General features: G+C 33.9%; 13 protein-coding genes. 7 read left to right on the top strand and 6 right to left on the bottom strand.

What is annotated here, in order from left to right; translation table 11 throughout:
- The first annotated feature begins 62 nt into the window (after positions 1-62).
- The 4 genes from pflB to ppdK all read left to right on the top strand — a co-directional run bounded on the left by pflB (position 63) and on the right by ppdK (position 7,410).
- Positions 63-2,291, top strand: coding sequence for a formate C-acetyltransferase (pflB, locus tag Q4Q47_RS02475; RefSeq protein ID WP_303305072.1), 2,229 nt, complete (start codon positions 63-65; stop codon positions 2,289-2,291).
- 74 nt (positions 2,292-2,365) lie between these two features.
- Entirely contained in the window at positions 2,366-3,115 is a 750-nt protein-coding gene (gene pflA, locus Q4Q47_RS02470; RefSeq protein ID WP_303308435.1) for a pyruvate formate-lyase-activating protein, read from the top strand.
- A gap of 37 nt (positions 3,116-3,152) precedes the next feature.
- Complete coding sequence (locus tag Q4Q47_RS02465) at positions 3,153-4,409, top strand: L-lactate MFS transporter (RefSeq protein ID WP_303305071.1); 1,257 nt, start codon at positions 3,153-3,155, stop codon at positions 4,407-4,409.
- A 271-nt stretch (positions 4,410-4,680) separates the two neighbouring features.
- Positions 4,681-7,410, top strand: coding sequence for a pyruvate, phosphate dikinase (gene ppdK / locus Q4Q47_RS02460; protein WP_303305070.1), 2,730 nt, complete (start codon positions 4,681-4,683; stop codon positions 7,408-7,410).
- Between the two features lie 56 nt (positions 7,411-7,466).
- Here ppdK and purL read toward each other — a convergent pair whose 3' ends face one another.
- The 6 genes from purL to Q4Q47_RS02430 all read right to left on the bottom strand — a co-directional run bounded on the left by purL (position 7,467) and on the right by Q4Q47_RS02430 (position 14,937).
- A complete protein-coding gene (gene purL / locus Q4Q47_RS02455; RefSeq protein ID WP_303305069.1) occupies positions 7,467-11,138 on the bottom strand; it encodes a phosphoribosylformylglycinamidine synthase in 3,672 nt (1,223 codons plus the stop codon).
- A gap of 188 nt (positions 11,139-11,326) precedes the next feature.
- Complete coding sequence (locus Q4Q47_RS02450) at positions 11,327-11,497, bottom strand: hypothetical protein (RefSeq protein ID WP_303305068.1); 171 nt, start codon at positions 11,495-11,497, stop codon at positions 11,327-11,329.
- Positions 11,498-11,523: 26 nt separating this feature from the next.
- Positions 11,524-12,066 carry a DUF6934 family protein gene (locus Q4Q47_RS02445; RefSeq protein ID WP_303305067.1) on the bottom strand — a complete coding sequence of 181 codons (543 nt, stop codon included), beginning with the start codon at positions 12,064-12,066 and terminating at the stop codon, positions 11,524-11,526.
- A 120-nt stretch (positions 12,067-12,186) separates the two neighbouring features.
- Positions 12,187-13,047 (bottom strand): fructosamine kinase family protein, encoded by an 861-nt coding sequence (locus Q4Q47_RS02440; protein WP_303305066.1) that lies wholly within the window; start codon positions 13,045-13,047, stop codon positions 12,187-12,189.
- Positions 13,048-13,101: 54 nt separating this feature from the next.
- Positions 13,102-13,641 (bottom strand): dihydrofolate reductase family protein, encoded by a 540-nt coding sequence (locus tag Q4Q47_RS02435; protein WP_303305065.1) that lies wholly within the window; start codon positions 13,639-13,641, stop codon positions 13,102-13,104.
- 81 nt (positions 13,642-13,722) lie between these two features.
- Complete coding sequence (locus Q4Q47_RS02430) at positions 13,723-14,937, bottom strand: RsmB/NOP family class I SAM-dependent RNA methyltransferase (protein ID WP_303305064.1); 1,215 nt, start codon at positions 14,935-14,937, stop codon at positions 13,723-13,725.
- A gap of 140 nt (positions 14,938-15,077) precedes the next feature.
- Between Q4Q47_RS02430 and Q4Q47_RS02425 the strand changes: the two genes are divergently transcribed.
- The 3 genes from Q4Q47_RS02425 to Q4Q47_RS02415 are packed head-to-tail and all read left to right on the top strand — an operon-like array spanning position 15,078 to position 16,528.
- Complete coding sequence (locus Q4Q47_RS02425; protein ID WP_303305063.1) at positions 15,078-15,656, top strand: RNA polymerase sigma factor; 579 nt, start codon at positions 15,078-15,080, stop codon at positions 15,654-15,656.
- Positions 15,657-15,696: 40 nt separating this feature from the next.
- Positions 15,697-16,008 carry a hypothetical protein gene (locus Q4Q47_RS02420; RefSeq protein ID WP_303305062.1) on the top strand — a complete coding sequence of 104 codons (312 nt, stop codon included), beginning with the start codon at positions 15,697-15,699 and terminating at the stop codon, positions 16,006-16,008.
- A gap of 10 nt (positions 16,009-16,018) precedes the next feature.
- Positions 16,019-16,528: a hypothetical protein gene (locus tag Q4Q47_RS02415; RefSeq protein WP_303305061.1), complete on the top strand. Its 510-nt coding sequence runs from the start codon at positions 16,019-16,021 to the stop codon at positions 16,526-16,528.
- The last annotated feature ends 65 nt before the right edge of the window (positions 16,529-16,593 follow it).

Below are 16,593 nucleotides of genomic sequence, written 5' to 3'. Positions count from 1 at the left end.
ATTTACTTTTGAAAGTATAAAACAAACATGATTTTTTTTCAAAATATTAATAAAATAAAACAATGGAAGTAAAACAATTTAAATACGGAATTTGGACTGAGAAAGTCGATATAAGAGATTTTGTTATTAATAATATTACTCCTTATCACGGAACGGCAGGTTTTTTGGTTGGTCCAAGTACAAGAACTCAGAAATTATGGGAAATTTGTAAAGAAGCTACTAAAGAAGAGCGACGAAGTAATGGAGTACGCTCAATCGATACTGAAACAGTTTCGACTGTTAGTGCCTTTAATGCTGGATATATTGACAGAGAAAATGAAGTGATTGTAGGGTTGCAAACGGATGAGTTGTTAAAACGAACTATGAAACCTTTTGGAGGTTTTAAAGTGGTTCAAAAAGCATTATCAGAACATGGGGTAAAACCTAATGATGCATTAACAGAGTTATTTTCTAAATATGTTAAAACACATAATGATGGTGTTTTTGATGCCTATACAAAGGAAATTAAGAAATACCGTTCATTGGGTTTTTTAACAGGATTGCCAGATAATTATGCCAGAGGTAGAATTATTGGTGATTATCGTCGTGTAGCCTTATATGGAGTTGACTTCTTAATTAAATCTAAACAGGTAGATTTAGATAAGATTGAAGGTCCTATGAGTGATGCTGTTATTCGTTTACGTGAAGAAGTTTCTGAGCAAATAAGAGCATTGAAAGAAATGATTGTATTAGGTGCTAAATATGATTTAGACTTAAGTCGTCCTGCTGAAAATGCAAGAGAAGCAGTACAATGGACGTACATGGCTTACTTAGCTGCCGTAAAGGAACAAGATGGCGCAGCCATGTCTTTGGGTAATGTGTCTACATTTTTAGATGTTTTTATTGAAAATGATTTACAAGAAGGTCTTATTACTGAGGAAGAAGCTCAGGAATATATAGATCAGTTTGTTATGAAACTTCGTATGGTGCGCCATTTAAGAATGAGTGCTTATGATGAAATATTCGCAGGAGACCCAACTTGGGTAACAGAAGCTATTGGAGGTATGTTTGATGATGGAAGAACTAAGGTAACTAAAACCTCTTTCCGTTTCTTGAATACCTTATATAACTTAGGACCTTCGCCAGAACCTAATATGACCATCCTTTGGTCTGAAGACCTGCCACAAAACTTCAAAGATTACTGTGCTAAAGTATCAATAGACACATCATCAATTCAATTTGAAAATGATGCTCTAATGAGAAAAAGCAGAGGTTCTGATGATTACGGAATTGCTTGTTGTGTTTCTCATCAGTCATTAGGAAAATCAATCCAATTCTTTGGTGCACGTACCAACCTAGCTAAAACATTATTATTAGCTATTAATGGTGGGCGTTGTGAAATAACAGGAACTCAAATGGTTGATGGTATTGAAGCTTGCGACTGTGGTGAATATTTAGATTTTGATAATGTCATGGCTAACTTTAAAATAGCTATGAAAGATGTCGCGCGTGTTTATAATGACTCTATGAACATTATTCACTACATGCATGACAAATACTATTACGAAAAAGCTCAAATGGCATTAATCGATACGAATCCAAGTATTAATATTGCTTACGGTATAGCAGGTTTATCAATTGTAGCAGACTCACTTTCGGCAATTAAATACGCTAAAGTAAAACCAATAAGAAATGAAGAAGGTTTAACGGTAGATTTTAAAATTGAAGGTGACTTCCCATGCTATGGTAATGATGATGATAGAGTGGATGTTTTAGCCGCAAATGCTGTTGCCAATTTTAATGATGAATTGAAGCAATTAGCGGTTTATAAAAATGCGGAACCCACAATGTCTGTATTAACAATCACATCGAATGTAGCCTATGGAAAGAAAACTGGAGCGACGCCAGATGGTAGAGCAAAAGGGATTCCATTTGCACCAGGGGCTAATCCAATGCACGGTCGTGATTCTCAAGGAGCCATTGCATCATTAAACTCAGTTGCTAAAATTGATTATAAAGATTCTCAAGATGGTATTTCAAATACCTTCTCAATAGTACCTAAATCTTTAGGAGCAAATGATGAAGACAGAATAGAAAATTTAGCAACCATTTTAGACGGTTATTTCTCTAGAAACGCACAACATATTAATGTCAATGTATTAAACAAGGAAACATTGATTGATGCTATGGAGCACCCAGAGGAATACCCACAATTAACAATTCGTGTTTCTGGTTACGCTGTTAATTTTGTAAGATTAACAAAAGAGCAGCAATTAGAAGTGATCACACGTTCTTTCCACGAATCCATGTAGTTTTATTAATACTTTGAGTATCTGCAAAAGAAGTATCATGCTTCTTTTGTGGATACTAATTTAAAAAACACCTTATCAAAACAGAAGAAAACATATTAAGAGTACACTCTATTGAGTCCTTTGGAACACACGACGGTCCAGGAGTTCGTTTGGTTATATTCTTACAGGGATGTAAATTGAAATGTCTGTATTGCCATAATCCAGATACTATTAAAACTTCTGGAGGCACCTTGTATCATATTGAAGAGTTAGTAGATATCTCCCTGAAAATGAAGCCATATTTTGGTAAAAAAGGTGGGGTAACAGTATCGGGAGGAGAACCTTTATTACAGTCTAAAGAATTAATTCCTTTTTTTAAAAGACTCAAAGAGGAAGGTATTCATACCAATATTGATACTAATGGTAGAATATTAAATCATTTCACGAAAAAATTGTTGGACGATTATGCAGATTTAGTCATGTTAGATATAAAGCACATGACTGAAGAAGGCTATGAAGCTTTAACGGGGATGCGTAATAATGAAACTGCTTTTACTTTTGCTAAACATAGAGAAGCATCAGGAAAAAAAATGTGGTTGAGGTATGTGTTAATACCAGAGATTACGAATAGGCCTGAACTTTTACACCAAATGGGCGCATATTTTAAAGATTACAAAACTATTGAAAAAATTGAGCTTCAGCCATATCATAAGCTAGGTATCCATAAATGGGAAGCTTTAGGTTGGGATTATCAGTTAAAACATGCACGTGAAAATACAGAGGAAGAAATAGAGACAGCGGTTGGGATTTTAAAGAACTATTTTAAAGAAGTTAAAATAAATTAAAAAGTGTCGTATAGTCAACGCTTAAATTATAAATATTATGCAAACACAAAAACTTAAAAACCGTTGGTTAATAGCTGCTTCAGCCGTTGGAATACACATTTCAATAGGATCTGTATATGCATATTCGGTAATGACCAATCCAGTTAAAGATATTTTTGATGTTGATGGAAGTGTTATAAAATGGGCATTTAAAATTGCTATTTTGTTATTGGGGCTATCGGCAGCATTTTTAGGTAGATGGGTAGAAAAAGTAGGGCCAAAGATAAGCGGCACAACAGCTGGATTATTTTATGGTATTGGTATTTTAGGTTCAGGGTTAGCTGTACAGTTAGAATCTTTAACGCTGTTTTATTTATGTTACGGTGTTATTGGGGGTATTGGGTTAGGATTAGGTTATATTACACCAGTGAGTACATTAGTTAAGTGGTTTCCAGACAGACGTGGCTTAGCAACAGGAATGGCTATTATGGGATTTGGTTTTGCTGCTTTAATTTTCGGACCAGTCATGCAATCGCTTTTTGATGCCGTCGGTGTGTCAAATGCCTTTTACATTTTAGGATCTATATACATGCTATTGATATTGTCTTCTGCAAGATACATTGAAAAACCACCAGAAGGTTATATGCCAGATGGCTTTAAACTGGGAGAAGGTAAAAAGATAAAAGCAGATATTTCTAATATTGATGCGAATGCTTCGCTAAAGACTTCACGTTTTTATTACATCTGGATTATGATGTTTATTAATATAGCTTGTGGTATTGCCATTATATCTGCAGCGAGCCCAATGATGCAGGAAAAGCTAAATTATACGCCTATGGAGGCTGCGGCAATAGTTGGCTTAATTGGTGTGTTTAATGGCTTAGGTAGAATCATGTGGTCTAGCCTTTCAGATTATTTAGGAAGAGCAAATACGTATATTATATTCTTTGCTTTTCAAATTTTGGCCTTCTTTTTCTTGCCAAAAATTTCAATGGAACTAACTTTTCTAGTGGTTCTATTTACAGTGATCACTATGTATGGAGGTGGCTTTGCAACCTTACCTGCATTCTTAGGCGATTTGTTTGGAACCAAGCAATTAGGAGCTATACATGGTATGGTGTTGGCAGCTTGGGGATTAGCAGGTGTTGTAGGCCCTACAATTTACGATGTAGTTAAAAATGCCACAGGATCGTTAGATACTACTTTGGAAGTTTTTGCTGGCTTATTCGTTATCGCATTAATTGTGTCTTTATTAATGAAGCGAACAGTAAATCAAGCTTATAAAAAAATAGATAAAAAGTTAAATTTTGTTTAATATTTAATTATTTTATGTCTTAGTCAGGAAAGCTCTTTCAATGTATTTGAAAGGGCTTTTTTATTTTACATTAGATCTTCAAATTTTCAAGTTGAAAAGGTAAACCCTGTATTTTTGAAATTCATTTTGATAAAAAGGATTTTATAAGTAGAATATTTACCTCTTTTTGAGCGTAAGATGCTTATAATATGATTTTTATCATGATATTTTTTTCTTTAAATAGTTACTTTTAGTAGACTTTTTTATAACGAGAAATTAAACAATTATTATTATGGAAATACTTGAAAGTGTAAAGACTCGGGTTTTCAAATTTGGAAACAAAACCGCCGATGGAAATAGTAAAATGAAAAACCTCTTGGGAGGTAAAGGAGCAAATTTAGCAGAAATGAGCTCGATAGGAATACCAGTTCCGCCGGGGTTTACTATTACTACAGAAGTTTGTACAGAGTATAATTTATTAGGGCAAGAAGCCGTTGTGGAATTAATTAAGGATGAAGTAGAAGCTTCTATAGCTAATATTGAAACTCAAATGGGAACCGTTTTTGGAGATAAAGATAACCCTCTGTTAGTATCTGTACGCTCTGGAGCTCGAGTATCTATGCCAGGGATGATGGATACTGTTCTTAATTTAGGTATGAACGATGAGGTTGTACTTGGGTTAGCAAAAAAAACAAATAATGAGCAATTTGCCTGGGATTCTTACCGTCGTTTTATTCAAATGTATGGAGGTGTTGTTTTAGGCATGAAATCAGCTTCAAAAGAAGATATAGATCCTTTTGAAGAGATTATGGAACATCTTAAAGAAAAAAGAGGCATTCAATTAGATACTGAATTTACGATTCAAGATTTACAAGATCTTGTTTACGACTTTAAAGATGCGGTTAAAAAGAGAACTGGTCATGATTTCCCTACTGATCCATGGGATCAACTTTGGGGAGCAATAATAGCTGTATTTAATAGCTGGAATGGTGATAGAGCCGTTTATTACAGAAATATGAACGGTTATCCTGCAGATTGGGGAACAGCTGTAAACGTACAAGCCATGGTTTATGGAAATATGGGAGATAATTCTGGAACAGGTGTCTGTTTTACACGTGATGCAGGAACAGGAGAAAATGTGTTTAATGGTGAATATTTAATTAATGCGCAAGGGGAAGATGTCGTTGCTGGTGTTAGAACACCACTGCAGATCACAAAACTTGGATCACAACGTTGGGCAGAATTAGCTAAAATTGAAGAAACAGATAGAGAAGAAAATTATCCTTCATTGGAAGAATTAATGCCGTCTATTTTTAATGAGTTAAATACCTATCAGGATATTCTGGAAATGCATTATCGCGATATGCAAGATATGGAGTTTACCATTCAAGATGGAAAGCTCTGGATTCTTCAAACAAGAAATGGAAAACGTACTGGTGCAGCTATGGTAAAAATAGCTATGGATTTATTAAAAGAAGGCATGATTAATGAAAAAGAAGCCTTGCTGTTAATAGAACCAAATAAGCTGGATGAATTATTACATCCAATTTTCGATCCAAATGCACTTAAAAGAGCTCATGTGATTGCTCAAGGACTCCCAGCATCTCCCGGAGCAGCTACTGGTAAAATTGTCTTTTTTGCAGATGAAGCAAAGAAATATAAAAGCAGTATTTTGGTGCGAATAGAAACGTCTCCTGAAGATTTAGAAGGTATGAATATTGCTAAAGGTATTTTAACAGCCCGAGGTGGTATGACCTCTCATGCAGCGGTAGTTGCCAGAGGTATGGGTAAATGTTGTATTTCTGGAGCGGGCGCCTTAAAAATTAACTATAAAAAGAGAACACTTACTATTGGAGACCATGAGTATCATGAGGGCGATTGGATTTCACTAAACGGTTCTACAGGTAATATTATTGAAGGAAAAGTAGCAACTATGGAACCTGAATTGAGTGGTGAGTTTGCTGAAGTTATGAAACTAGCCGATAAATATGGAGTCATTAAAGTTAGAACAAATGCTGATAGTCCAAAAGATGCTAAAGTAGCTCGTAGTTTTGGAGCTCAAGGTATTGGTTTAACAAGAACTGAACATATGTTCTTCGAGCTTGACAGAATTAAAGTCATGCGAGAAATGATTCTAGCTGATACTGTAAAAGGTAGAAAACAAGCTTTAGAAGAGCTGTTGCCAATGCAGCGTGCTGATTTTGAAGGTATATTTGAAGCTATGGAAGGACTTTCGGTAACTATTAGATTATTAGATCCACCATTGCATGAATTCGTACCACATCAATTGGCAACCCAAAAAGAACTTGCAGAAGACATGCATATTTCTTTAATGGCTGTTAAAAATAAGGTAGCGGAATTAGAAGAATTTAATCCTATGTTAGGACATAGAGGATGTCGATTGGGTAATACATATCCGGAAATTACTGAAATGCAAACACGAGCAATTATTGAAGCGGCACTTAATCTAAAAGAGCGCGGTATTATTTGCAAGCCTGAAATCATGATTCCATTAGTAGGAACGGTTAAAGAGTTTGAAGTTCAGGAGCATATTATTAGATCTACAGCGAATGCTATTTTTGAAGAACGGAAGAATACGGTTGAGTATTTAGTAGGTACGATGATTGAAGTCCCTAGAGCAGCATTAATGGCAGATTTGATTGCAGAAAAGGCTGATTTCTTCTCCTTTGGAACGAATGATTTAACGCAAATGGCCTTTGGATATTCTCGTGATGATGCTGGTAAATTTTTACCAATTTATATTGAAAAAGGTATCTTAAAAGTAGATCCTTTTGAAGTTTTAGATCAAGAGGGCGTTGGACAGCTAGTCAAGACAGGAACAGAGAGAGGACGTGCTACTAAACCCAACTTAAAAGTTGGTATTTGTGGTGAACATGGAGGCGATCCAAGCTCCATTGAGTTTTTCTATAAAACAGGTATGGACTATGTGAGTTGTTCACCATATAGAGTACCGATTGCGAGATTAGTTTCAGCACAGGCTGCTATTAAGGCAACCCTATAATATTTTTAAAATTACAAAGAGGTCTATAAAATTGTAGACCTCTTTGTTTTTTAGTTTTATTGATTATTTTCAATCCACTTTCTGGCATTAACGAAAGCCTCTAACCAAGGAGATACTTCATCTTGTCTTCCATCAGGATAGTTAGCCCAATTCCATTGGAATGTAGAACGCTCTATATGTGGCATCGTTACTAAATGTCTTCCCGTTTTGTCAGACATCATAGCCGTGTTAAAATCAGATCCATTTGGATTATGCGGATACCCTTCATAGCCATATTTAGCAACAATATGATATTGGTCTTCAGTATATGGTAAATTGAACTTTCCTTCACCATGAGAAATCCAAACGCCTAAAGTACTCCCTGCTAATGTTGAAAGCATCACTGAGTTGTTTTCTTGAATTTTTACAGAAGTAAAAGAACTCTCATGTTTGTGAGAATCATTATGGTGCATCTTTCCATGGATGTCATGTTCTGGGTTTATCTCTTCAAGCTCCATAAACAATTGACACCCATTGCAAATACCAACTGATAATGTATCTTCTCTATCAAAGAAATTTTTAATGGCTTTATTTGCCTTTTCATTATATTTAATAGCACCAGCCCAGCCTTTTGCAGATCCTAATACATCAGAGTTACTAAAACCGCCAACAGCCCCTAAAAACTGAATGTCTTCTAAAGTTTCTCGACCAGAAATTAAATCGGTCATGTGTACATCTTTTACATCAAAACCAGCTAAATACATAGCATTTGCCATTTCACGTTCAGAATTACTGCCTTTTTCACGAAGGATAGCCGCTTTTGGAGCCCCATCCCGACCTTCCCCAAAGGGGAAGGGGAGCTTCCCTGTAAAATGTTTAGGAAATGTATATTGTAAAGGCTGGTTTTTATAATTATTAAACCGGTCTTCTGCTAAGTTGTTTGCCGTTTGTTTTTGATCTAGTAAGAAAGATGTTTTATACCAAACATCTCGTAATCTTGAAACAGTCATGGTAAATACTTCCGTATTATTAATAACACTCAAAGTATCACTCTCCGTAACTTTTCCTATGTTATGAAATTCAATATTGGCATCGTTTAAAATAGATTCAATTGAATGGTCTTTCGCCTGAATAACAATGCCTGAGTTTTCAGAAAACAATAATTTGAACGCATCTTTTTCGTTTAAACTAGATAGATCTAATTCGGCTCCAAGATTTACATCGGCAAAACACAATTCTAAAAGCGTCGTAATTAAACCACCAGAAGCCACATCATGCCCAGCTACAATTTTTTTATCTCTTATTAAATTCTGAATGGTATTGAATACATTTTTAACATATCCAGCATCTTTTACATTAGGGGTTTCATTACCTATTTTATTGACTATTTGCGCAAATGAACTACCTCCCAATTTAAAATTGTCTTGGGATATATTGATATAATATATGTCTCCACTATTCTTGTTGAAAACGGGTTCTACTACTTTGGAAATATCGTTGCAATTTGCCCCTGCAGAAATAATAACAGTCCCTGGAGAAATCACTTCTTCATTTGGATATTTTTGTTTCATCGATAAAGAATCTTTTCCTGTTGGGACATTGATTCCTAAATCGATAGCAAACTCTGAAACAGCTTTTACCGCTTCATACAAACGAGCATCTTCGCCTTCATTTTTACACGGCCACATCCAGTTTGCAGATAATGAAACTGATTGTAATCCATCTTTTAGAGGTGCCCAAATAATATTGGTTAAAGCTTCGGTAATAGAATTTCTACTTCCTGCAACTGGATTGATCAACCCAGAAATAGGGGAGTGACCAATAGAGGTTGCAATACCTTCTTTCCCTTTATAATCCAAAGCCATGACCCCAACATTATTTAAAGGCAATTGTAATGGACCAGCACATTGTTGTTTTGCAACTTTTCCGCCAACACATCTATCTACTTTATTTGTTAACCAGTCTTTACAGGCAACAGCTTCTAGTTGTAAAACCTGGTCTAGGTAATCGTAAAAATTATCAGAACTATAATTGACATCACTATATTTCCTGTCTATAGTTTTATCGATCATTATTGTTTTCGGAGAACTGCCAAACATGTCTTCCATGGCTAAATCCATAGGTTTGTTACCTTTGGTTTTAGATTGAAATGTAAATCTATCATCGCCAGTTACATCCCCAACAGTGTACATTGGTGAGCGCTCTCGGTCTGCAATTTTATGAAGCGTTTCCAAATGTTGTTCTCCAATAACCAATCCCATACGTTCTTGAGATTCGTTACCAATAATTTCTTTATCGGAAAGTGTTGGATCACCAACAGGTAAAGCGTCTAAATCTATTTTTCCACCTGTATCTTCAACGAGTTCAGATAAGCAGTTTAAATGCCCTCCAGCACCATGATCGTGAATAGAAACAATAAAGTTTTCTTCGCTTTCTACCATACCTCGAACGGCATTTGCAGCTCGTTTCTGCATTTCTGGATTAGAACGCTGTACAGCATTTAATTCGATACCAGAAGCAAATTCTCCAGTATCGGCACTAGATACAGCAGCTCCCCCCATACCTATGCGATAATTTTCACCACCAAGAATAACTATTTTATCACCAGTTTGCGGTGTATCTTTTAATGCTTGTTCGTTTTTGCCATAACCAATACCACCGGCTTGCATGATTACTTTGTCAAAACCTATTTTTCTGGCTTCTTCTTCATGCTCAAAAGTTAAAACAGAGCCACAAATAAGTGGTTGCCCAAACTTGTTTCCAAAGTCTGAAGCACCATTGGAGGCTTTTATTAAAATATCCATGGGTGTTTGATATAACCAATCGCGTTCTTCAACACCTTTTTCCCAAGGTCTGTTTTTTTCTAATCGCGAATATGAGGTCATATAAACCGCAGTTCCCGCCAAAGGAATAGAGCCTTTTCCACCTGCTAATCTATCGCGTATCTCACCACCAGAACCAGTAGCAGCTCCGTTAAAAGGTTCTACAGTTGTTGGAAAATTATGAGTTTCCGCTTTAAGTGAAATCACAGAATTGAAATCTTCTGTGGTATAATAATCGGGAATATCAGCACGTTTAGGTGCAAACTGTTCCACTTTTGGGCCTTTTATAAAAGCCACGTTATCTTTATAAGCAGAAACAATATCGTTAGGGTGTTGTTTGGATGTTTCTTTAATTAATTTGAAAAGTGATGTTGGTTTTTCTTCACCATCAATAACAAATGTTCCATTAAAGATTTTATGGCGGCAGTGCTCAGAATTCACTTGAGAAAAACCAAAAACTTCAGAGTCGGTTAATGGTCTCCCTATTTTTTTAGAAACACCTTCAAGATAAATGACTTCTTCATCACTTAGCGATAAACCTTCTTGTTTGTTATACGCAGCAATATTTTCAATATCAAGAATAGGTTCTGGTTGAATATCTATAGTAAAAGAATTTTGATTTAATCCATTGAATTTCTCCGAAATCATAGGATCGAATGCTTTGAAATCTTTAGAAACAGCTTCAAATTCTTCAATTCTAATAATATCAGAAACACCCATATTTTGAGTGATTTCTACAGCATTTGTACTCCAGGGAGTAATCATGGCTGCACGTGGACCAACAAAAAAAGCATCGAGAGATGCTTGTTCTATTTTTGGTTGGTTGCCAAATAACCACACTAATTTTGAAGTGGTTTCAGTTGATAATTCTTTTGTTGTTTGAACAGCAAATACTTTGCTGGTTACGTTTCCAAAGAAATGAATCATTATGTCTTGATTTGTGTGTGTTTAAAGAAAGTGCAAATTTACTTCTTTTTAATCGAATTTCTTGTAAAAATGTAACGAGGAAAATTGAGAGTTATTCACGAGGTTTTAAACATAAGAAATCGCATGGTTTCATAAAAAAAGCAAACCATTTGGTTTGCGTATCTCTCTATATGTTGTAAGCAACTATTTTAAATTGGTAGTGATTTAATCTTGCTTAATGTTTTTTTTGCTAATTCTATTTTTTCAGGGAACAGTTCTTTACCTTTAATATCTTTGGCAATACTAGATATCCTCTCTTTTGTCGCTTTTGACATTGAAAGTACTTTTGTTGCTTTTAATATTTGCTTTTTTCGTTTCATAAATTTATTTACTATACAAATTTAGATCAATTTTTCTTAAAAACCAAAAGTCCAATATATTCATTTTCAGGTGTATACTGTGTTATAGTGGCTTTTTTTTCATTTGTTAACCCAAAAAATAGATACTCTTTACTTAATTCAGTGAAATTTCTATTTATATAGTATCTGTACGTTTTAATCCTTCTGTTAAAATTTTTACAAAGATCTTCACAGTTCTTTTTACAAGCAACTTCACAAAGTTGCTTAAAATCATCTGCACTATCACTACCTTGAACCCAAATAGCTGCATTTTCATTTTCATTAAAGAACTTAGGAATTGTATTTAGAACGGTACTGAATACTTTTCTCATATCTCCATTATTACTATTTGAATTATCGAAAATGTTGCCATTTTCTTCATTATAGTCCCCAAATCCTAAATTATAGACTACTTTTCCATCTCTTTTGGCAACTGGAGTGTATTCAATGGCTTTAATTATTGATTTGTACCCCTTACTTTCAAATAAATATTGAATTTTTCGTGTTTTAGATTTGAGTAATTCGGTTTTATAAGCAGGTATGTTGTTCAATATTTGGGACTTTTATACTCAAAGGTAATACTTTTTGTACGTTTTTTCATTCCTGCGCAGGCAGGAATCTTATAAATTGAAACTGAAAACACAAAAATAGATTCCTGCCTGCGCAGGAATTCAAAAATACTTTTTCAAGATAGTAGACACAGAACCATAATAAGACCTACCAAATAAATTTAAATGAACTAAAAGGTAATACAATTGATAGATTTCTATTCTATTAGAAGTATTCTTGTCTCTTGTAAAATTGGAGTCATATGCATCATAAAAGAATTCATTAAAACCACCAAACAATTTAGTCATGGCAATATCAACTTCATGATGCCCGTAATGAGCAGCAGGATCTATGAGATATGGCACGTCATTTTTAGAAATGATATAATTACCACTCCATAAATCACCATGTAATAAAGCTGGTTTTATGTCTTTAAATAAAGATTTTAGGACATCTTTGATTTTTTGTACAGATGGACACTCCATTTTAGAAAGCAAGTGTTTTTGTTTGGCTAATTCCAGTTGCGGTAATAAGCGTTCAGTCGTATAAAAATCTATCCAAGTTTTATTTGGTTTATTACTTTGGGGTAAACTACCAATAAAATTATCTTGATCTAAACCAAATTTTTCAGATGTGTATTTATGTAGTTGAGCTAGTTGATGCCCTAAGTTTTTAAAATCATTAGACGAAGGCGATTTATTTTCAATAAACTCCATTAAGAGAAAAGCACTATTTTGAAAGGTGTCAGAAGCTAGAACTCTAGGTGTTTTTATGGTATTTGTTTCTCCAATCAATTGAAGTCCGTATACTTCAGCTTGAAATATCTTTGCGGCATTTATAGCCTCATTTAATTTTAAAAAATAAGAATTATTTGAAGTTTCAATTCGATAAGCATTTGAAATATCACCACCATGAAGAGGGGAGACTCTAGTAATAGATTCTTTAAGAATGCTTGAAAGATGTATTTTTAAATCATTGTTCATTATAAAAAGTTTAAACTACTTCTATTTAAAAATAGTAAAGACTTATGGAAAACTTTATTTTTTTCGTTGATAATGACTTTGAACAATCTGATCTAAAAACACTTCTGTTTTAACATGATCAAACACTAGTGATTTTGGGAGTATATCAAATAATGGAATACCATCTCCCAATACAATTGGAATGGTTGAAATTCTAAGTTCATCAATTAAATCGGCTTTAAGAAAATTTTGAACTGTTTTTCCTCCATCAATATATAAATTGTTAAACCCTTTGTTGTGAATGAGGTTTAAAATATTTTTTTCATTGCCTTTTAGTAAGGTTACTTTTTCTTTAAGTGTTTCAGGGATTTTGCTCAAAGAATAACTTAAGACAAATACATGTTTTTTATAGGGCCAATCAATATCAAAACTAAGAACTGATTCGAATGTTGTTTTCCCCATTACAATCGCATCTATTTCTTCCATTAAGTCATAATAGCCCATACCATTTTGTTCTGGGTTTGGAATCATATCTAGCCAATCCAATTCGCCATTTTTTCCAGCAATAAAACCGTCTAAGCTTTTGCCAATAAACACGATGTTCTTATATGTCATTTTGATGTTGGGTTTTTTCAGTATAAGACCATAAAAATAGAAGATTCTGAAAATAGATTCAGAATTATAAACGAAAAGTTATTAACCCTTCCTCTCCAAAAGCGCCATGTAAAATCCATCAAACCCAGATTTATGGGCCAATACTTTATTATCTTTAATAAGTGTGAAATTAGCACCAGCTTCAGATTTTAAGAAGGTTTTTACTTGTTCTTGATTTTCAGATGGTAATACAGAACACGTAGCATATACTAATTGACCACCAGCTTTTACCATTCTGGAATATTGCTGTAAAATGTCTTGTTGTGTTTTCTTTATTTTTTTAATGAAATCTGGTTGTAATTTCCATTTAGCATCCGGATTGCGACGTAATACCCCAAGCCCAGAGCAGGGAGCATCAATTAATACACGATCAGCTTTATCATAAAGTTTTTTAATCACTTTAGTAGATTCAATAACACGATTTTCAATATTATGAGCTCCATTTCGTTTTGCACGACGCTTTAATTCGTTTAATTTATTACCATAAATGTCCATAGCAATAACCTGACCTTTGTTTTCCATCAAAGAAGCCATGTGAAGTGTTTTTCCACCTGCACCGGCACAAGTATCAACGACACGCATTCCAGGTTTTACATTTAAAAACTCCGCCACTAATTGCGATGAAGCATCTTGAACTTCAAAAAATCCTTTTTTAAAAGCGTCGGTGCTAAATACGTTGGTACGTTCTTTAAGTTTTAAAGCACTGGGATAATTTGGAATGAATTCTGTTTCTATGTTTAAATCAAATAACTCAGCTTGTAATTTCTCTTTGGTAGTTTTAAGCGTATTTACCCTTAGTATAACATCGGCTTGTTGGTTTAAAGCTTCAATTTCTTTGGTCCAAACCGTATTTCCTAACTCCTTTTCACCAATAGCATCCATCCAATCAGGGATAGACTCTTTAAATTTTCTAATTTTAGAAAGCTCATCAAAACGCCCTTTTATTTTACGGGATGGAGTCCCTTCAAAATACTTCCAATCGGGTAATTTTATACCTTTTAATGTTGCCCAAACAGCAAACATCCGCCATAAGTTATCTCTGTCAAAAGGTTCTTTTACTTCAGCAATTTCGGCATACAAGCGTTTCCAACGTACTATGTCGTAAGTGGTTTCAGCAACAAAGGCTCTATCTCTAGCCCCCCAACGTTTATCTCGTTTTAATAGTTGTTGAATGACTTTATCGGCATATTTGCCTTCATTAAAAATTAGGGTCAGTCCGTCTATAACAGAAAAGCAAAGGTTTCTATGTAATCGCATTTTTCAGTTCTCAGTGTTCAGTATTCAGTAAGCAGTTATGAAGGCTAAACTAAAATAGAACAATTTTAAATTATTAAGGCTGCAAAGTTACGTTTAATTCAGCAATTAATTTCCTAATTTGCACGTATTAAAAGACACACTTGACAGAGCAAAATTTTATTAATGATCTAAATGCTGGAAAACAATATGCTTACAGTAAGCTAATTGATGATTTTCAGGATAAAGTATTTGCTACCTGTATATCATTTGTGCCCAATAAAGAAGATGCCGAAGATATTGCTCAGGATGTTTTTGTTGAGGTTTTTAATTCGATTGGTAAATTTAAAGGCTATTCTAAACTATCAACTTGGATCTATCGTATTGCAACCAATAAATGTTTAGAGTTTATAAGAAAAAAGAATACTAAAAAACGCTTTGCCTTTTTGCAGTCTATAATGGGTAACGATATGCCTATGGATAAAAGCAAATACTTTACTGAGATGAACCATCCAGGGATTATTTTAGAAAATAAGGAAAAAAGTGAAACATTGTTTCTTGCCATAAATCAATTGTCGGAGGTGCAAAGAACCGTATTTACACTTAGTAAGATAGATGGGATGAGTAACAAAGAAATAGGAGAAATTATTAATAAAAGTGTGTCTTCGGTAGAATCTTTAATGTTTAGAGCGAAGAAAAATTTACAAGGATTATTAGAGCGTTTTTATAAAAATCAAAACTAACGCAAGCTTTTATAAATTATTGCATCTAACAATATATAACATGGAAATAAATAAAAACATAAAGAATAAGGTTGACGATACTTTAAATGCTATGGATGGTACCGAAGCCGTAAAAATATCTCCTTTTTTTAAGGATAGAACCATGCAGAAGTTGTTTGTTGAAAAAGGAGAAGAGCCATTAATCTGGTCTTGGTTTTCTCCTAGGTTACAATTGGCAGCTTTAGTCTGTGTTATTGTTTTGAATGTGTTAGCGTTTGTGCAGCTAAATTCTAACGAATATGATAATAATATTAATGAGTTTACAGAAACATATGGACTGTCTTCGGGTTTGGATACATCATTGTTTAATTAAATAAAGCATTATGAAAAAAAACTTACTCTTATACATATTGTTAGTATTTTTAATAGTAGTTAATGGTTTTTTTCTATTTAATTATTTAGGGAGTTCTGATAAAATAGAAAACAGAAATAGGTCTAATGGTCCTGCTGATTTTATTGTTAAAGAATTAAACTTTGATGGAGATCAAATGTTGGAATTTGAAAGGGTTAACAGAGAGCATCATCATAAAATGAGGCGTATTAGTAGAAATATTAAACAATTAAAAGATGCTTTGTTTAATAGGATATCTGATGTTTCATTAAATGAGAACTCCATAGATTCTATAACGACTTTAATTGGCGAAAAAGAAAAAGAAAAGGATATGGAAGTTTTTTATCATTTTAAAGATATTCAAGAATTGTGTAATGATAAACAAAAAGAAAAGTTAAAAAAAATCATTAATGACGCACTTCATAAGAGAGGTAAAAAAGAACAAAGACCTCCTTTAAGAAATGGTAATGGCGAACATAGACCACCGCCACCGAAACATTAATGATGTATGAACTTATAAGACTCTCAGGCAATGAGAGTCTTTTTTTTGAAAAAAAATAAAATATT

This window comes from Flavivirga spongiicola (assembly GCF_030540825.1).
Taxonomy (GTDB): Bacteria; Bacteroidota; Bacteroidia; order Flavobacteriales; family Flavobacteriaceae; genus Flavivirga; species Flavivirga spongiicola.
Note: the sequence above shows the minus strand (reverse complement) of the source record. Positions and strands in the feature narration are given on the sequence as shown.